This window comes from Agrobacterium salinitolerans (assembly GCF_002008225.1).
In the GTDB taxonomy this organism is placed as follows: Bacteria; Pseudomonadota; Alphaproteobacteria; order Rhizobiales; family Rhizobiaceae; genus Agrobacterium; species Agrobacterium salinitolerans.
The window spans coordinates 800,588-817,829 of record NZ_MRDH01000006.1; the positions used below are offsets into that span (position 1 = coordinate 800,588).

Below are 17,242 nucleotides of genomic sequence, written 5' to 3' on the forward strand. Positions count from 1 at the left end.
TCTCCACCCTCACCCCCTCATCCCGCTGCCGCGGACGTCTCCCCGGCGGGGAGAAGAAACAAGTGGCACACGCCCGCTCCTTCGCCACCCATATCATCCATCAACCGGGCCTTGCATAAATTCACCAAAAGGGCTTTAAAAACAGCTTCGTAATTGGAGAATCCGTTTGGAAATCCCGCTGTTTATCCTCGCCCTCGTCGCGGCCTTCATCTACACGCTGGTCGCGAGCATCCGCAACTCAAGCCGAATCAAGTCGCTGGAACGGGAAGTTCTCAGTCTCAAGCGGCTGATGGCTGCGGGCGTGACCTCTCCCGTGGCGGCACAGGCGCAGAGCGCGGAATCCACGGCAAAACCGGATTTCGAGGCGGAAGAGGAAAGCAGGACGCCTGCGGAAGACGCAGCCTTCCAGGCTGAATACGGCTCCGAACCCCAGGAAGCCGCCGCCATGGCGCAAGCGGAAGACGCCGTCCGCGAGGAAGCACCTTCCGCTCCTGCGAGCGATACGGCATCCGCTCCGGCGACGAAGGAAAGCTTCGAAAGCCTGCTCGGCGCCCGTTGGGCCGTCTGGGCCGGTGGACTGGCGCTCGCGCTCGGCGGTATTTTCCTCGTCAAATATTCGATCGAATCGGGGCTGCTCAGCCCGGCGGTCAGGCTGTCGCTCGCTGCCATTTTCGGCCTCGTTCTCGGCGTTGCCGGCGAAGCGATCCGCCGCAAGGCGGTGCCGGGCATCGCCGCCACCTATTCCAACGCCATGATACCGGGCGTGCTGACGGCGGCCGGCGCCTTGACGCTGTTCGGCGTCGTCTACGCGGCCTATGGCATTTACGGCTATATCGGCCCCGGAACGGCTTTTGGCCTGCTTGGGCTCGTCGCCTTCGCCACCATCGGGCTTTCGCTGCTGCACGGGCAAGCGCTGGCCGGCCTCGGCCTTCTCGGTTCGATGTTGACGCCGGCGCTGATCTCCACCGAAACGCCGAATATCTGGGCGCTCTTCGCGTTCCTGACTATCGCCTGGCTGGCAACAGCGGCCGCGGCGCGCAGGCAGGGCTGGACCGTGGTTCCCTCTCTCGCCAATGCCGGGCTTGGCCTCTGGGCGCTCGGCTATATCGGCTTTTCCGAAACGATCAGTGCCGAACCACCAACGCTTGCCCTGCTTGTCATGCTGGCGGGAACCATATTCCTCTGGCCCGGCAAGACATTCGACACGCCGCCTGCCGAAACCGGTGAACCCGCCGTTCCCGCGCGGCGCGCCATCCGCGGCATGCGGCTTCTGCTGCGCCCGTCGCTCGCCCTCAATCTCACCGTCTCGATGGCCGTGATCCTGCCGGCCATCGGCTTCCTCTTTGCCGATGGCGGCGTCGATACTCATCCGGCGATCATCGTTTCAGCGCTCATCGCCGCCCTTGCGGCGCTTGGCGCCGCCCGCCATTATGCGGCCTGGCCAGCCATTATCGCAGCGCTCGGTGCGCAGGCTGCCGTGTCGCTGATGTCGCGGCGAGGCATCGATTTTATCGGCCTTATCAACGATACGTCCGTTTCCCTTCCGTCCGTGCCAGTCGGCTACACAGCGGAAATTGCCATGGCGCTTGGCCTCGGGGCTGTCTTCGTGCTCTGCGCCTTCTCCTTCCTGAAACGCAAGGGCGCTGACGATTCGGATTTTGCCCAGCTCTGGGCCGGTATCGCCGCGCTTTTCCCGGTCTGGCTCGCCACCGCAAGCTTCGTCGAATACGGCAATCTCGGCCGTGACTGGCTGCACGCCGCCTATGGCCTCGGCCTTGGACTGGTGTTGCTTGCAGGCGCCGAGTGGCTGCACCGGCAGAACAACGAGGCCTATCGCAAGCCGCTGAACATCCTCGTGCTCGGCTCATTCGCCGCCTTCGCGCTCTGCCTGCACACGCTGACGCAGGGGCTTGCGACAACCGTGCTGCTCTCCGTCATTGGTTTTGTCTATGTGCTGGCGACACGTCATCGCAACTGGGAGGTTCTGCCCTGGGTGATGGCCGTGGCGAGCGTCGCCGTTCTCGGCCGCATCGCCTGGGAGCCCACCATTGTCGGGCCGCAGAACCTCGGCACCACGCCTGTTTTCAACGCGCTTCTTCCGGGTTACGGCATTCCCGCACTGCTGGCCGTTGCCTCGGCCTGGCTGCTGCGCGACTGGCCGGGGGTCAGGGCGAAGAACTTCCTGCAGGCGATTGCCAGTGTTATGGGGCTTCTCGCCGTCGCCATCCTCATCCGCCATGCGATGAATGGCGGCACGCTTGACAACAGCGTACCGACGCTCGGCGAACAGTCGATCTACACGCTGCTGACCATTGGCTTCTCGGGCGTGTTGATGACGCTCGATCTCAAGAGCCCCAGCCCGGTCTTCCGTTACGGCTCGATGATTGCCGGCGTGATTGCCGTCATTAACGTGCTGACGATGCATTTCTTCACGCTCAATCCCTATTTCACCGGCGAGAATACCGGCCGCATCCCGGTCCTCAACCTCCTGCTGATCGGTTACCTTCTGCCGGCGCTCGCTTATGGCGGCCTTGCCTATTATGCGCGGGGGAAACGTCCGCCAGCCTATGTCAGCATGCTGGCGGTGGCGGGTGCAGCACTCGGCTTTGCCTGGGCGACACTTTCGGTGCGCCGTTTCTGGCAGGGCGAGAATATCGCAGACTGGAAGGGTTTTATGCAGGGTGAGACCTACAGCTATTCGGTGGTCTGGCTGCTGATCGGCGTGTTGCTGCTTGTGCTCGGTTCGCGCTTCAATGCCCGCAGCCTGCGTCTGGCATCGGCTGCCTTCGTGCTGATCTCGGTTGCCAAGGCCTTCCTGATCGACATGAGCAATCTCGAAGGTGTGCTGAGAGCACTGTCCTTCATCGGGCTCGGCGCGGTGCTGATCGGTATCGGCCTGTTCTACCAGAAAATCCTGACCCGGAAGCCGCAGGCATGATCGCGGCTGAGGCTTTCACGCCCTATGCGGCGCTTGCGCAGGAACTGATACCGCACGCCGCCGATGCGGGCGACGGCTCGCATGACCTTGCCCATATTCACCGCGTCTTTCGCAACGCCATGCGCATCCATGCCGGTGAAGGCGGGGATGGCACCGTGCTGGCCGCGAGCGTGCTGTTGCATGATTGCGTGGCGGTGGAGAAGAACTCGCCCTTGCGGGCGCAGGCCTCGCGGCTGGCGGCGGAAAAGGCGGCGGGCATTCTAATGGGGCTCGGCTGGAAACAGGCGGATATCGACGCCGCCGCCCACGCCATTACCACCCACAGCTTTTCCGCCAATATCGAGCCGCAGACACTGGAGGCGAGAATCCTTCAGGATGCCGACCGGCTGGATGCCATCGGCATGGTGGGCGCGGCGCGCTGCTTTTATATTGCCGGGCGCCTGGGCTCAGCACTTTACGATCCGGTTGACCCGCTGGCGAAAGAACGGCCGCTTGACGACCGCGCCTTTGCCATCGACCATTTCGAAACCAAACTGTTCAAGCTGGCCGACGGCTTTCGCACCGAGACAGGCCGGCAGATGGCCAAGGCCCGCCATGAGCGGCTGAAACAGGTGCTGGACCTGTTTCTCGACGAGATTTGAGGAGACCCGAGATGCGTGTGACCGAACTGAACATCTATCCGCTGAAAAGCGCGCGCGGCATTCCCCTCTCCGAAAGCACTGTTTCGGCCGAAGGCCTGCCGGGCGACCGCCGCGCCATGCTTGTCGACCCATCGGGCCACTTCATCACTCAGCGTGAATTGCCTGCTATTGCCACGGTTCTGGCTCGCCATGAGGACGAGGGCATGCTGCTTTCAAGGGGCGAAGACGGCGAGGTAGTCGCACAGCCATCAGGCCAGCGCATGGATGTGGCGGTGTGGAAATCGATCGTCAGCGCCAATATCGCCGATGACGAGACCAATGACACGCTTTCGGCCTGGCTCGGACGCGAGGTGAAGTTGGCGTTCTTCGATGATGCCTCTAAACGCATTGCGAGCCTCGAATGGACGGGCAATGAAACCCCCGTCACCTTTGCCGACGGTTACCAGATTCTCGTCACCACCACCGCCTCGCTTGCCGCGCTGAACGACAATATGCGCGAAAATGGCGAGGAGGCCGTTGGCATGGAGCGTTTCCGGCCCAATATCGTGCTCGACACGGACGAAGCATGGGCGGAGGATCGCTGGGCGGCCATCGAGATGGGCGGCATTCGTTTCGATCTCGTCAAGCCCTGCGCCCGCTGCATCATGACCACACAGGACCAGATGACCGGCTCCCGCGATGTGCCCTCCCCCATGAAGGCGATGGGCCGCATCCGCATGTCCGGCGACCGACGCGTGCCCGGCCCGCTGTTCGGCTGGAACGTCACGCCGCGCGGCGAAGGCCGGCTATCCGTCGGCGATGTTGCCAGGGTGATCGAGGAAAGGCCGGAAGGCTGGGCGATCAAGCGGCGGTAGGCCGGCGGCTTGGTTCTGACCGGGCACACCTTCTCTCCCTCACTCCTGTGCTCGTCACAGGAATCCAGCTAACGCGCGGCGGCGCAGCGGAGAGACTCTTTTCAGCCCAAGGACTTGGGCTGGCTGGATCCCTGTGACGAGCACAGGGATGAGGAGGAGCGCGCTACGGTCATCGCTCAACAACCGGCTCAGAGCTGGACGCGCCGATCTCCATCATTGTTTCACACTCGCAAATGCGACGCGCAGTCTGAAGTCACGGCTTTTTCGCCCCGACAATCAGAAAGATCGGGCGGCGATCCTCGTGTCTCAATTCCGGGCGCTCGGCCATCAAAGCCGGATCTGGCCTGGGCTCGGCCAGACGCGTCAGGGTAAAACCGGCAGAAAGCAGGCTGTTGAGAATGCCTGACAACGTGCGGTGATATTTAACCACGTCATCCGCCATCCAGTTGGAGTGGCGCACGCCTTCGTTCTGATAATTGTCGAGCGGCCAGTGGAGGATTTCGCCCTCCTCGTCATAGAACCAGTCCTGTTTTTCCAGCGCCGTGAAAACAGGATGTTCGATGGAAAAGATGAAATCGCCACCGGATTTCAGCACGGCAAAAATCTTCGCGAATGCCACGTCGAGATCGCGAACGTAATGCAGGGCGAGAGAACTCAGCACCACATCGAAACTTTCCTGCGGAAAATCGATGTCTTCGATGGCGGCGCGGCGATAGTCTATGCCCGGACCGCCATTGATCTCGACGGCGCGGCGCAGCATGTTTTCGGAGAGATCGACGCCAACGATATGGGCAGCACCCTGCTCCGCCGCATAACGGCAATGCCAACCGAAACCGCAACCGAGATCGAGGAAAGACCTGCCTTTCAGGTCCGGCAACATGGCGCGCAATTCATGCCACTCGCCGGCCTGACGCAGACCCTCCACGGAGCGCGGCATGGCGCTGTAGCGCTCGAAAAACCCTGCGTCGTCGTAGATATTCTGTTTCATCGTCGTCTCTTCTTCCGCATTCCATCAATGGCATGAATAGTGGCCGTCAAGAAAAGTCGCTAGTGGGACCGGCTGACAAAAGATAATATTCGTTCCATCGTAGCGGATTCTGCGGCAAGCCATGCGCCTTTTCCCTGAGGCGAGGCACCGCGATGGGGGAATATTCATGTCGCAAGCCACACGCCAGACCATGCCCTGGGTGATTATCGCCGCCGGGTCGCTGATTGCGGTCATGACCTTCGGTCCCCGCTCGGCAATGGGTTTCTTCCAGTTGCCGATGCTTGCCGATACCGGCTGGGATCGCTCGACCTTCGGTCTTGCCATGGCTTTGCAGAACCTCTTCTGGGGGCTTGGCCAGCCCTTCTTCGGCGCCATCGCCGATAAATACGGCACGGGTCGCGTGCTCGTTCTTTCCGGCCTGCTTTATGCTGCCGGCCTCATCTGCATGTCTTTCGGGACCTCGACGTTCTGGCTGCATTTCGGCGGCGGCGTTCTCGTCGGGCTCGGCATTGCCGCCGGCTCCTTCAGCGTCATCCTTTCGGCCTTTGCACGCCATGTGACGCCGCAGCAACGTTCGCTCGCCTTCGGCATCGGCACGGCGGCGGGTTCGGCCGGCATGTTCCTGTTTGCGCCGATCAGCCAGGGGCTGATTTCCAACTATGGCTGGTCGGACAGCCTCGTCTGGCTCGCAGCGATGATGATGCTCGTGCCGCTGCTCGCCTTTTTCATGCGCGGCAATTCATCCTCCGGCAGCCAGTCGCAGGCGCAGTTCCAGCAGACGGCGGGCGAAGCTCTGAAGGAGGCGCTCGGCCATAAAAGCTACCTGCTTTTGACCACCGGTTTCTTCGTCTGCGGTTTTCAGGTGGCCTTTATCACCGCGCATTTTCCGGCCTATCTCGGCGATATCGGCATCGAACCACGGTACGCCGTCATCGCCATGGCGCTGATCGGCTTCTTCAACATCATCGGCTCGCTTGCCGCCGGCGTCATCGCCCAGCGTTATTCCAAACCCTATCTGCTGGCTTATATCTATATTGCCCGCTCGGTCGTGGTCACGGCCTTCCTGCTGCTGCCGCAATCGCCGCTTTCGGTCATCCTCTTCGCCTCCGTCATGGGCATTCTGTGGCTTTCCACCGTACCGCCCACCAATGCGCTGGTGGCGATCATGTTCGGCACACGTCATCTCGGCATGCTGGGCGGTGTGGTTTTTCTTACCCACCAGATCGGCTCCTTCCTCGGCGTCTGGCTGGGCGGTTTCCTTTATGACAGGTTCGGTTCCTATGATCTCGTCTGGTGGCTGGGCGTCGGCATGGGGATTTTTGCGGCCATCGTGCATTGGCCCATTCAGGAGCGGCCGGCTCCGAGGCCTGCAATGGCCTGATCTAAGCCTGCACGGCCCTGTTGAGCGCAGGCGCCGCCACTCGGCCTTCCAGCGCCTTCAGCGCCGCCTGCACGAAACCGTCGCGGGCGGCGTTTTCGTTGAGGCCACGCGGATCGTAGACATGCCGGTTGAGAAAATGAGCGGTGAGGCGGAAAGCCGCCGCAAGGCTGTCAGGATCGGCCGCCTTCGACTGGCCTTCGCTCAAGAAAGCCGGAAGCGACAGCATCCGCTCCGCATAGGGCGCACCTGCCGTGCGGCAAACCGCCCTGCCCGTTTTCGGCGATACATAGATGAGATCGGTGCGCAGCCCCGTCGCCGCACATTCGGTAAGATCGAGCCCGAAACCGAGCTCGTTCAGCACCGCCAGTTCGAAACGCACGAACAATTCCCCGGCATCGACGGGGTCATGCAGATTATCGAGAATGATATCCAGCGCCTGATAGAGATGCGGGTGCGGATCGCGCTCCGGCAGAAGCCTGAGCAATGCGCCCATGGCCTGCACGCCATAAACGGCGGTCGCCGTTTCCATCAGCTGTGCTGCGCGCAATTGCAGCGGCTCGATGCGGAACTCGCCCAGATGATCGTGAAGGCGCGCCCGCCAGATGACATCCACCCGGTTTCCGGCCTGCAACACCGGCTGCATGCTGCGGGAACGGCCGGAACGCACCAGCCCCAGATGGCGGCCACGCGAAGGGGTCATCACCTCGGCGATGACACTCGTCTCGCCATGGCGTTTGACGCCGAGAATGATTGCCTCTTCCTGCCACTGCATGAAACGCGTCCGGATTTCGATTCAGGTCCGAGCATACCCGATCTGGCGGCAAAACGTTATTCTTTTACGGCGTCGCCGACCGTGCCGACGAGATTGAGAACGAAATCGACAATTTCGTTTTCACCGAAAGGCTTGCCGAGCAACGGCGCGTGCATGAGATCTTCCGGAAAACCCGTCGTGTCGCCATAACCGCTGACGAAACCGAAGGGAATGCCCACTTCCCGCAAATCGCGCGCGAAAGCGTAACTTTTGCCGTCCGTCAGGCTGACATCGAGAAGAACGCAATCGGCACCATCCTGTTCGACGGCCTGCTTTGCTTGCCCAAGCGTCGTTGCGATTACGATCGTTTCCACGCCCATGGACTGGAGAACCGCTTCGACATCAAGGGCCACCAGATATTCATCCTCAACGATGATAACCCGTTGTGGCACCATATCTTTTCTTCTTCCTAAATAGAGAGCCCATGGCTCAAAGTCGCAGTCTGCGACGTGATCTCAAGCGAGATATCACCACAGAAGTCGCAAATTATGGCTCCAGCGTCATTTAAAAAAGACATGTCGGAAGAAGATCAAATGAAGGGCCTTTGGCGCTTTTGGTCGCTTTCCCAGCCGGCAACATTGGCCAGCCCGGCATTATCAAGCACCAGACAACCCTTGTCCGTCCAGCGTATGAGGCCGCGATCGACCAGCTTTCTCAAGGTCTTGTTGGTGTGCACAATGGAAAGGCCGAGCGTATCTGCCACATGCTGCTGGGTGACGGGAATAGGTGTTTCGTTGCGGATGAGATCAACCGCCTTCGCCTTACTATACAGGAAGGCGATGAGATAGGCCGCGCGCTCCAGCGCGGTGCGTCGGCCGATGCTGAGGAGATGGTCGTCGAGCATGCGCTCCTCGCTTGCCGCGATCCAGGTGAGATCAAAGGCAAGAGTCGGGTGATCGGTGAAGAGATTGTTGAGCCGCGATCGCTCGAAAACGCAGAGCGTCACCGGCGACAGGGCCTCCACCGAATGCTCCATTTCCCCCATCACCGTGCCCTGAAGGCCGACGAGGTCACCCGGCATGACATAATTGAGGATCTGCCGGCGTCCGTCTTCCAGTGTCTTGTATCGGAAAGCCCAGCCTTGCAGGACGGTATAAAGATGGGCGCTGTGCGAGCCTTCCATCAGGATGACGGAGCCGCTTTCAACCGCGAGTTCTCCTGTCTTGAAACGGGAGACGAAATCGAGTTCAGGGGAGGAAAAGTCCCGAAAATGCGGCAGGTCGCGCAGGGGACATTGCTGGCAGGGGGTGGTGGAAATTCCGTTCGGTTTTTTCGGCGACATGAATATCCATCATCAAAAAAGGTTGCGCCCAATCGTTTTGGAACAACACGCCCGAACGTATTCGGTTCCCGATAAATATTGAAGATATTCAAAGCCCTTGCGCCCTTTATTCCTGTGCTCGTCACAGGAAATTGGTCAGCCCAAGTCATTGGGCTGAAAACGCTCTACTCGCCGCGCGCGAGCCGCATCGGCTGGAACCCTGTGACAGGCACAGGGTTGAGGGAGGATGCCTTTCGGCCTTAGCCCCGCGGAAATTCCAGACCCATTTCACGGAAGCGCTCGGGGTCATCGCCCCAGTTCTCGCGCACCTTCACGAACAGGAAGAGATGCACCGGCTGCTCGAGGATCTCTGACAGTTCCTTACGCGACGCGGTGGAGATCGCCTTGATCGCATCGCCGTTCTTGCCGAGCGCGATCTTCTTCTGGCTGTCGCGTTCGACATAGATCACCTGCTCGATGCGCACGGAGCCGTCCTTGCGTTCCTCCCACTTTTCCGTCTCGACATGCGAGGCATAGGGCAGTTCCTGATGCAGGCGCAGGAAGAGTTTTTCGCGGGTGATTTCGGCAGCGAGCTGGCGCATCGGCAGGTCGGAAATCTGGTCCTCCGGATAATACCACGGACCTTCCGGCAATTCGGCGGCCAGGTAGTTCATCAGGTCTTCACAGCCCGAGCCATTGGTTGCCGAAATCATGAAAGTGCGGTCAAACGCGACCGTCTCATTGGCGGCGGCAGCGAGCTTCAGGAGGTCTTCCCGCTTCACCTGATCGATCTTGTTGAGGCAGAGGATTTTCTTCTGCGGAACATCCTTCAGTCCTTCGAGAATGGCCTCGGCATCGCCCTTCAGGCCGCGTTCGCTATCGATCAGCAGCAGGATGAGATCGGCATCCTTCGCGCCACCCCAGGCGGACGTGACCATCGCGCGGTCCAGCCGGCGGCGCGGTTTGAAGATACCGGGCGTGTCCATGAACACGATCTGGGCGTTGTCGTGAATGGCGATGCCGCGCATAACGGCGCGCGTCGTCTGCACCTTGTGGCTGACGATCGAAACCTTGGCGCCCACCAGCCGGTTCACCAGCGTCGACTTGCCGGCATTGGTTGGGCCGATGAGGGCCACGAAGCCGGAATGGGTCGGAAGGGCATTGTCTTCGCCTTCAACGGCGGGGTTTTCGTGATCGGTCATGATATCCATCAAGGTCAGAGGTATTCAACATGCGGCCATAGGGTCCGCCATGCGCTCGATTGCAGCACCCTGTCGTCGGGTGCTCAGTTTCCGGTGGGGCTTTTCTGCCAGACGCCTTCGCGTTCCAGCAATCTCGTTGCCGCCACCTGTTCGGCCGCGCGCTTGGAGCGCTCGACACCGGTCTCCGGCTTCACGCCGGGAATTTCCACCGTCACCGTAAAGCGTGGATCGTGATCCGGTCCGGAGCGATCGTCAATACGGTAGGAGGGCGTGGTCGCAAATCTGGCATGCGCCCATTCCTGCAATTCGGTCTTTGCATCACGACGCCCGGCATCCACGCTCGTGGCCCGGCCTTGCCAGTATTTCAGAATGAATTTGCGCGACGCTTCCAGCCCGCCATCCAGATAGATGGTGGCAATCAGGCTTTCGACAACATCGGCGCGCACGTTGAGCATCGCCTTGCCAGTCAGCTTCTTCACATCCGAACCGGTGCGGATGAAATTGTGCAGGCCCATCTCGTCGCCGATCGCGGCGCAGGATTCGGCGCTGACGAGCTGGTTCAGACGAACCGAAAGCTCGCCTTCGGTGGCGTTGCGGAAGGTGGAGAACAGCAGTTCGGCAACGCAGAGACCGAGAACGCGGTCGCCTAAAAATTCCAGCCGCTCGTAATTGCCGGCCGCGGCGGAGCGGGCGCTGGCATGGGTCAAGGCCCGGTCGAGCCGGGCCTTTTCCTTGAACTCATATCCGATCAACGCTTCCAGACGGGAAATCTCATCCGCCGAAAGCGGCTTGGTCTTGCTCATTCCACAACCTTGAAGAGGCGGTCCCAACGCATGTTGGCGGGCCAATCCCAAATGCGGCTGAACGGCGTGTCATTGCCCAGCGAGAAGAAGATGACGCTGGCGCGGCCGATCAGGTTTTCTTCCGGTACGAAACCGACGTCGAAACGGCTGTCGAGCGAATTGTCTCTGTTGTCACCCATCATGAAATAATGGCCTTCGGGCACCACGAATTCGCGGGTGTTGTCGCCGCGCGAGTCGGGCGACTGGTCGAGCGTATCGTAGGTGACGCCATTGTCGAGCGTTTCGCGAAAGACAGGCACATTGGCGCCCGGATCGGCGCGGTAATCGGAGGTGAAGGTGCCGTCGGACTGCTTGGGAACCGGCTGACCGTTAATGAACAGCACGCCGTTCGTCACCTGGATGCGATCACCGGGTAAGCCGACCAGGCGCTTGATGTAATCGACTTCAGGATTGGGCGGCAAGCGGAAGACCACGACATCGCCGCGCTTCGGCTTGCTGAATTCGAGAATGCGGCCCGAAAACAGGTTCGGCGAAAAGGGCAGCGAATATTTCGAATAGCCGTAGGAGAACTTGTTGACGAAAAGATAGTCGCCCACCAGCAGCGTCGGCATCATAGAGCCGGACGGGATCGTGAAGGGCTGAAACAGCACGGTGCGGATGACCATGGCCAGCAGCAGCGCCTGAATGATGACCTTGACGTTCTCCCAGAGGGCGTTCTGCTTCTTTTCAGCTTTTTCCGACACTTAAAGACCTGCCTGATTGTTTCCCGGCTTCTTCGATTTCAGAAGCTCCCGGGCCGTTGCTTATCGCGCCTGCGGCGGGTGATGCTGTCTCACGCGGCCGGCAAGGCTTTCATATTTCTGCGACTTCTCTAGAACCTTTCCAGCCCGAAGGGAAGCGCTTCTGTGACACGTCCGCAAATAGGACGCCAATGCGGCTTCACCGGGTCTTACCCGTTCACGGGAAGCGCCTCGATAATCACAAATGCCTGAGCATAGGGAAAATCATCCGTGATCGTCAGGTGAATATTGGCGCGGTGGCCGGCGGGCAGCAGCGCCGTCAGCCTTTCCCCTGCCCCATTGGTCAACACCATGGTCGGCTTGCCGCCCGGCAGATTGACGACGCCCATATCCTTCCAGAAAACGCCGTTCGCAAGGCCGGTCCCCAGCGCCTTGGAACAGGCTTCCTTGGCGGCGAAACGCTTGGCATAGGAAGCGGCGCGGTTCTTGCGGCCATCGGATTTGGCGCGCTCGATATCGGTGAAACAGCGATGGGTGAAGCGCTCGCCGAAACGTTCGATCGATTTTTCAACGCGGCGGATGTCGATCAGGTCGCTGCCCAATCCAATGATCATTTCAACATCTCCAGAGAAGCATTCTTGTTGGCGGCGCGATGCGCGAGATTTTCCATCTTGCGCCGCTGGAAACCGCTGATGAGACCATAAACGGCGATATAGGCGACGACCGCGCTGACAAGGGCGGGAAAAAACGCGCCGATTGTCATGGGTTCCAGCACCGGCGTCCATATCTGACGGAATTCGAGATGGCTGAACAGCGCCACGAAATCCACATCCGCTGCGCTTTCGATCTTCCGCCGCCCGAGGATGAAGTGCCCCAGTTCCCAGGTAGATGCCCAGATGAACGGAAATGTCAGTGGATTGGCAAAGGTGGTGCCGAGCGCGGCAGCGACGAGATTGACACGCATTAGAAAACCGAGCGCCATGGCAATGATGATATGGACACCGAGAAAGGGTGTCCAGGCCACGGCCACACCGATGGCGACACCGGCGGCGACGGAATGCGGAGACGCGGAAAGCCGCAGCAGACGCAGCTTCATATAGCGCAGCGAACGGGAAAAACCCGTGCGCGGCCAAAACAGGTCGCGAATCTTGTCTGAAAAACCAACGGGTTCACGGCGGCGAAACGGCATGGGGTGCAGTTTATTTCATCGCCCGGGCCGAGCCAAGAGGCACAAGGCCATATTCAGAAGCGCGCCAAAAGCGGCAGGGACATGCGGCGCCGACTATCCATGCGGGAATGGCCACACAGCCCGCGATGCCCGCGCTGATCCAAACGCATGGCGAAGGGCTGCCATGCGCTGTGCGCATTACCGGCGGAACAGGCCGCGGTCGATTTCGCGCTGGCGGAATTCGAGGTCGACATTCGATACCGAACCGCTGAGATATTCGAATTCGCGTTCCTGGGTGGTCTTGCCACGAACGGCGCGGGCGATCTTGCGAAGCGGAGTAAACATGATTTTCGGTCCTTTCGGTTTGGAACTGGCGTTTCTCATCGGTGTTCATCCACCGGCACGCCGCATTTCCTTCTCTTCAATTTCTGAGATGAAAATAGTCGCAAACCGCCTCCGCCACCAGAGACAGGAAAAGGCCGCTGCCATGCGTTCAACGCATAACAACGGCCTCGCAGTGCTTACAAAAGATCAAAAATGCCTCAATCGAAGGCACGCGTTACGGTCGAAACGCAATCGAGATCCTTGAGCTGCGACAGAAGCTGGTTCAGCTGCCTGAGATCCCAGACTTCGACATCCAGCGCCAGCTCGGAGAAATCCGTGCCGATGCGCACCATGTTGAGGCCGCGAATATTGACGTCCAGCGTGGCGATCGACTGCGCCACGGAGGCGAGCGTGCCCGGTTCGTTCAGCGCATTGATCATCACCCGCGCCATGAAGCGCGACTTGTTCGCCTCATCGAGGTCCCAGCGCACATCGATCCAGCGCTCCGGCTCATCGTCGAAGCGTTGCAGCGCCGGAGCCTGAATGGGATAGATGGTGATGCCTTTGCCATTTTCCATGATGCCGACGATGCGATCACCCGGTACGGCGCCGGCGGAACCGAAATGCACGTCGACATTGCCGGAAAGGCCACGGATGGGCAGCGGGTCCGGCCCATCCAGCATCTCGGCGGCACCATCGTCCTCAAGTACGGAGCGCGACTTGCCGGGTATCTTGAAGACCATGCCGGAGGCGCTGCGCATGTTGAACCAGCCATCGTCGCCGGTCATCTTCACCGTCACACGCTCATCCTGATAATCCGGATAGACCGCACGCAGCACATCGAGCGACGAGACTTCACCACGGCCGACGGCGGCGATGGCATCTTCGACATCCTTCTGCGCCAGACGATGCAGCACGGGTTTCAAAGCTTCACGCGAAAAGGCCTTGCCGGCGCGTTCGAAGGTGCGTTCCAGAATGCGATAACCGAGGCCGGAATATTGCTTGCGGATGGCCATGCGGGTGGCGCGGCGAATGGCAGAACGCGCCTTGCCTGTCACCACGACCTCTTCCCAGGCGGCGGGCGGCACCTGCACGCCGGAGCGGATGATCTCCACCTCGTCACCATTGTTCAAGCGGGTGACGAGCGGCATGATCCGCCCGTTGATCTTGGCGCCGACCGTGGTGTCGCCGATATTGGTGTGCACCGCATAGGCGAAATCGATGGGGGTGGCGCCGCGCGGCAGGGCGATCAGCTTGCCCTTAGGCGTGAAGCAGAACACCTGATCCTGGAACAGCTCGAGCTTCGTATGCTCGAGGAATTCTTCCGGGCTGTCGCCTTCGGCCAGCGATTCGATGGTGTGGCGCAGCCAGGAATAGGCGTTCGATTCCGGCGAGAGCAGATCGCCCTCCCCGTTTTCGCCATCCTTGTAAAGCGCATGGGCCGCGATGCCGAATTCGGCGATCTCATGCATGCGCTTGGTGCGGATCTGCAGCTCGATACGCTGGCGTGAAGGACCGACGATGGTGGTGTGGATGGAACGGTAGTCGTTCTGCTTCGGTGTGGAGATATAGTCCTTGAACCGGCCCGGCACCACGCGCCAGCGCGTATGCACGATGCCCAACGCCCGATAGCAAGAGGGAATGTCATCCACCAGAATGCGGAAACCGTAGACATCGGAAAGCTGCTCGAAGGAGAGCGACTTCGACTGCATCTTGCGAAACACCGAATAGGGCTTCTTCTGACGCCCCTTCACGCCTGCCCCGACCAGCCCGTTTGCCACGAGAAGCTCGCGCAACTCGTCCTCGATCTTCTTGATCAGCCCTTCATTGCGCGTTTCCAGCTCCTGAAGACGGTTGGTCACCGTCTCATAGGCTTCAGGGTTAAGGTAACGGAAGGACAGGTCCTCCAGCTCGTCGCGCATATCCTGCATGCCCATGCGGCCGGCGAGCGGCGCATAGATTTCCATGGTTTCTTCGGAAATGCGGCTGCGCTTGTCGGCCGGCATATATTCCATGGTGCGCATATTATGCAGACGGTCGGCAAGCTTCACCAGAAGAACGCGCACGTCGTCGGAAATGGCGAGCAGCAGCTTGCGCAGGTTTTCGGCCTGTTTCGCCTTGCGGGTAACGAGATCGAGCTTCTTGAGCTTGGTCAGTCCCTCCACCAGCCGGCCGATATCCTCGCCGAAAAGCTCGTCGATTTCTGCGCGGGTGGCGGTGGTGTCCTCGATCGTATCGTGCAGCAGCGCCACCGCGATGGTCGATTCGTCGAGATGCATTTCAGTGAGGATTGCGGCAACTTCCAGCGGATGCGAAATATAGGGGTCGCCATTGGCCCGCTTCTGCTGGCCATGTTTCTGCATCGCGTAAACATAGGCCTTGTTGAGCAGGGCCTCATTCGCATCCGGTTTATATTTTTGAACCCGCTCGACGAGTTCGTATTGCCGCATCATGCGATATTCCACAAAAAGAAAGCGCGCCAACCTTGGGGTCGGCGCACAATGCTGCATCAATAGGGATCAGATTATGACGGCAACTATTGACAGACAGTAACCGTCGCCTGCCAAAGGCATCATAAAACCGGATCAATAATCGTCGTTTTTTTCCGGCGGCACAAGGCCTTCGATACCGGCCAGCAGTTCTTCTTCCGACATCTGGTCGAAAGTGACGGTTTCCGGCTGGTCGTCGTCTTCGCCCTCGGCAGCGGAGGCGGCGAGCGTGACCGGATCGGGCTCGGGCTCGTCCACTTCCACGTGCTTCTGCAGCGAGTGGATCAGGTCTTCCTTCAGATCGTCGGGAGACAGCGTCTCGTCAGCGATTTCGCGCAGCGCCACAACCGGGTTCTTGTCGTTGTCGCGGTCAACCGTGATGGAAGACCCTTGAGAAATCTGGCGCGCACGGTGGCTGGCGAGAAGCACCAGCTCGAAACGGTTGTCTACTTTATCAATGCAATCTTCAACTGTGACGCGGGCCATTGCCTGTCCTTTGCGGGTCGTAATGTCGTGGATCAGAGCGCCGTGCGATGTTCGGGGTGCACAAGGGTTACTCTAACCTATTGAATCTGCGCTTCGTGCCTTGCGAAAAACATTCAAGATTTCTCGCGACGACGCTTTCCAGCCTCCGATACAGCCATTGGCCGCGGAATTCAAGTTTTTCCTGTCTTTGGCGTCTTTTGGCACCATATCGCCCATGTTTGGCGTCTGATGAGCAAAATGTCTAGAAGAATTGTCTTGGAATAAGGGGGAAGGTAGCTTACTTAAAACGCAACGGCGACACGCAAAGCGCGTTGATACGACATGTTTTTTTGCGTCATCGACCGGATATAAAAGCCAGATAATGGCCTTTCCAAGAAAAGGAATGGGATGGAATGTTCGATCCACGGGAGAAAATTGCGCTCTTCATAGACGGGGCCAATCTTTATGCAGCATCGAAAAGCCTGGGATTCGATATCGACTACCGCAAGCTCCTGAAGGCGTTTCAAAAGCGCGGATACCTGCTGCGTGCCTATTATTATACGGCGCTCATCGAGGATCAGGAATATTCCTCGATCCGCCCGCTGATCGACTGGCTGGATTATAACGGCTACAAGGTCGTGACAAAGCCGGCGAAGGAATTCACCGACGCACTCGGCCGCCGCAAGATCAAGGGCAACATGGACATCGAACTGGCAGTCGATGCCATGGAACAGTCCGAGACGGTCGATCACCTGGTGCTCTTCTCCGGCGACGGCGATTTCACCACTCTGGTGGATGCGCTGCAGCGCAAGGGCCGCAAGGTTTCGGTGGTTTCCACCATGGCCACGCAGCCTGCGATGATCGCCGACGACTTGCGCCGACAGGCCGATCACTTCATCGATCTGATGACGCTGAAGGCCGAGATCGGGCGCGACCCGAACGAGCGCCCCGCCCGGCACGCAGAGGGTCCGGAGACGGTTTGACCCTGGTTTAGACACCGCAGACTTTTAAAGGCGTCCGTTGAAAAACGGGCGCCTTTTTTGTTTTGCGTTGATCGCCCAAGGTAAAATTCCTTTTAAACTTAACAAACATCAAATCCGGTCAGTCGAAATTATATCTTGGTTAATTTTAGACGTGTCTAAATCACGCAAAGACACCAGTTACGTGATTTGGGGTG

General features: G+C 59.6%; 17 protein-coding genes. 5 read left to right on the plus strand and 12 right to left on the minus strand.

The features are described 5' to 3' along the window. The first annotated feature begins 166 nt into the window (after positions 1–166). From BS627_RS07975 to BS627_RS07985, 3 genes are read left to right on the plus strand one after another with little or no spacing between them, the layout of a single operon-like run. A complete protein-coding gene (locus BS627_RS07975) occupies positions 167–2,938 on the plus strand; it encodes a DUF2339 domain-containing protein (RefSeq protein ID WP_165691170.1) in 2,772 nt (923 codons plus the stop codon). Next, complete coding sequence (locus BS627_RS07980) at positions 2,935–3,579, plus strand: HD domain-containing protein (protein ID WP_077982603.1); 645 nt, start codon at positions 2,935–2,937, stop codon at positions 3,577–3,579. The genes BS627_RS07975 and BS627_RS07980 overlap by 4 nt, the downstream gene beginning before the upstream one ends. Before the next feature lie 11 nt (positions 3,580–3,590). Further along, positions 3,591–4,433, plus strand: coding sequence for an MOSC domain-containing protein (locus BS627_RS07985; protein ID WP_077982604.1), 843 nt, complete (start codon positions 3,591–3,593; stop codon positions 4,431–4,433). Between the two features lie 253 nt (positions 4,434–4,686). On the opposite strand, the gene BS627_RS07990 is transcribed toward BS627_RS07985, so the two are convergent. Continuing rightward, positions 4,687–5,421 carry a class I SAM-dependent methyltransferase gene (locus BS627_RS07990; RefSeq protein ID WP_077982605.1) on the minus strand — a complete coding sequence of 245 codons (735 nt, stop codon included), beginning with the start codon at positions 5,419–5,421 and terminating at the stop codon, positions 4,687–4,689. A gap of 166 nt (positions 5,422–5,587) precedes the next feature. Here BS627_RS07990 and BS627_RS07995 point away from each other — a divergent pair, with 166 nt between their 5' ends. After that, the gene (locus BS627_RS07995) at positions 5,588–6,802 is read left to right on the plus strand and encodes an MFS transporter (protein ID WP_165691171.1); all 1,215 of its coding nucleotides are present in this window, start codon (positions 5,588–5,590) and stop codon (positions 6,800–6,802) included. A gap of 1 nt (position 6,803) precedes the next feature. Here BS627_RS07995 and recO read toward each other — a convergent pair whose 3' ends face one another. The 11 genes from recO to rpoZ all read right to left on the minus strand — a co-directional run bounded on the left by recO (position 6,804) and on the right by rpoZ (position 16,086). Next, positions 6,804–7,574: a DNA repair protein RecO gene (gene recO / locus BS627_RS08000; protein WP_077982606.1), complete on the minus strand. Its 771-nt coding sequence runs from the start codon at positions 7,572–7,574 to the stop codon at positions 6,804–6,806. 56 nt (positions 7,575–7,630) lie between these two features. Next, positions 7,631–8,008: a response regulator gene (locus BS627_RS08005; protein WP_077982607.1), complete on the minus strand. Its 378-nt coding sequence runs from the start codon at positions 8,006–8,008 to the stop codon at positions 7,631–7,633. A 134-nt stretch (positions 8,009–8,142) separates the two neighbouring features. Next, positions 8,143–8,895 (minus strand): Crp/Fnr family transcriptional regulator, encoded by a 753-nt coding sequence (locus BS627_RS08010; protein ID WP_077982608.1) that lies wholly within the window; start codon positions 8,893–8,895, stop codon positions 8,143–8,145. Positions 8,896–9,134: 239 nt separating this feature from the next. Then, positions 9,135–10,085 (minus strand): GTPase Era, encoded by a 951-nt coding sequence (gene era, locus BS627_RS08015; protein WP_165691172.1) that lies wholly within the window; start codon positions 10,083–10,085, stop codon positions 9,135–9,137. A 74-nt stretch (positions 10,086–10,159) separates the two neighbouring features. Next, positions 10,160–10,879: a ribonuclease III gene (gene rnc, locus BS627_RS08020; RefSeq protein ID WP_077982609.1), complete on the minus strand. Its 720-nt coding sequence runs from the start codon at positions 10,877–10,879 to the stop codon at positions 10,160–10,162. Then, positions 10,876–11,622, minus strand: coding sequence for a signal peptidase I (gene lepB / locus BS627_RS08025; RefSeq protein ID WP_077982610.1), 747 nt, complete (start codon positions 11,620–11,622; stop codon positions 10,876–10,878). Before lepB ends, rnc begins: the two co-directional genes overlap by 4 nt. Positions 11,623–11,828: 206 nt before the next feature. Next, positions 11,829–12,233, minus strand: coding sequence for a holo-ACP synthase (gene acpS, locus BS627_RS08030; protein WP_077982611.1), 405 nt, complete (start codon positions 12,231–12,233; stop codon positions 11,829–11,831). Next, complete coding sequence (locus tag BS627_RS08035; protein WP_077982612.1) at positions 12,230–12,808, minus strand: DUF2062 domain-containing protein; 579 nt, start codon at positions 12,806–12,808, stop codon at positions 12,230–12,232. Before BS627_RS08035 ends, acpS begins: the two co-directional genes overlap by 4 nt. Positions 12,809–12,985: 177 nt before the next feature. Then, positions 12,986–13,132, minus strand: a complete 147-nt coding sequence (locus tag BS627_RS08040; RefSeq protein WP_003496944.1) for a hypothetical protein — start codon at positions 13,130–13,132, stop codon at positions 12,986–12,988. Between the two features lie 197 nt (positions 13,133–13,329). Then, complete coding sequence (locus BS627_RS08045; protein WP_077982990.1) at positions 13,330–15,564, minus strand: RelA/SpoT family protein; 2,235 nt, start codon at positions 15,562–15,564, stop codon at positions 13,330–13,332. Between the two features lie 132 nt (positions 15,565–15,696). Beyond that, on the minus strand, positions 15,697–16,086 hold the full coding sequence (gene rpoZ / locus BS627_RS08050; RefSeq protein WP_077982613.1) for a DNA-directed RNA polymerase subunit omega: 390 nt from the start codon (positions 16,084–16,086) through the stop codon (positions 15,697–15,699). 392 nt (positions 16,087–16,478) lie between these two features. Here rpoZ and BS627_RS08055 point away from each other — a divergent pair, with 392 nt between their 5' ends. Further along, entirely contained in the window at positions 16,479–17,048 is a 570-nt protein-coding gene (locus tag BS627_RS08055) for a LabA-like NYN domain-containing protein (protein WP_004440903.1), read from the plus strand. Positions 17,049–17,242: the final 194 nt, after the last annotated feature.

Excerpts from the sequence above, each read along its gene's own strand:
- BS627_RS07980 (WP_077982603.1), top strand. The coding sequence starts at position 2,935 with ATGATCGCGGCTGAGGCTTTCACGCCCTATGCGGCGCTTGCGCAGGAA.
- BS627_RS07985 (WP_077982604.1), top strand. The coding sequence starts at position 3,591 with ATGCGTGTGACCGAACTGAACATCTATCCGCTGAAAAGCGCGCGCGGC.
- BS627_RS07990 (WP_077982605.1), bottom strand. The coding sequence starts at position 5,421 with ATGAAACAGAATATCTACGACGACGCAGGGTTTTTCGAGCGCTACAGC.
- BS627_RS07995 (WP_165691171.1), top strand. The coding sequence starts at position 5,588 with ATGTCGCAAGCCACACGCCAGACCATGCCCTGGGTGATTATCGCCGCC.
- recO (WP_077982606.1), bottom strand. The coding sequence starts at position 7,574 with ATGCAGTGGCAGGAAGAGGCAATCATTCTCGGCGTCAAACGCCATGGC.
- BS627_RS08005 (WP_077982607.1), bottom strand. The coding sequence starts at position 8,008 with ATGGTGCCACAACGGGTTATCATCGTTGAGGATGAATATCTGGTGGCC.
- BS627_RS08010 (WP_077982608.1), bottom strand. The coding sequence starts at position 8,895 with ATGTCGCCGAAAAAACCGAACGGAATTTCCACCACCCCCTGCCAGCAA.
- era (WP_165691172.1), bottom strand. The coding sequence starts at position 10,085 with ATGGATATCATGACCGATCACGAAAACCCCGCCGTTGAAGGCGAAGAC.
- rnc (WP_077982609.1), bottom strand. The coding sequence starts at position 10,879 with ATGAGCAAGACCAAGCCGCTTTCGGCGGATGAGATTTCCCGTCTGGAA.
- acpS (WP_077982611.1), bottom strand. The coding sequence starts at position 12,233 with ATGATCATTGGATTGGGCAGCGACCTGATCGACATCCGCCGCGTTGAA.
- BS627_RS08035 (WP_077982612.1), bottom strand. The coding sequence starts at position 12,808 with ATGCCGTTTCGCCGCCGTGAACCCGTTGGTTTTTCAGACAAGATTCGC.
- BS627_RS08040 (WP_003496944.1), bottom strand. The coding sequence starts at position 13,132 with ATGTTTACTCCGCTTCGCAAGATCGCCCGCGCCGTTCGTGGCAAGACC.
- BS627_RS08045 (WP_077982990.1), bottom strand. The coding sequence starts at position 15,564 with ATGATGCGGCAATACGAACTCGTCGAGCGGGTTCAAAAATATAAACCG.
- rpoZ (WP_077982613.1), bottom strand. The coding sequence starts at position 16,086 with ATGGCCCGCGTCACAGTTGAAGATTGCATTGATAAAGTAGACAACCGT.
- BS627_RS08055 (WP_004440903.1), top strand. The coding sequence starts at position 16,479 with ATGTTCGATCCACGGGAGAAAATTGCGCTCTTCATAGACGGGGCCAAT.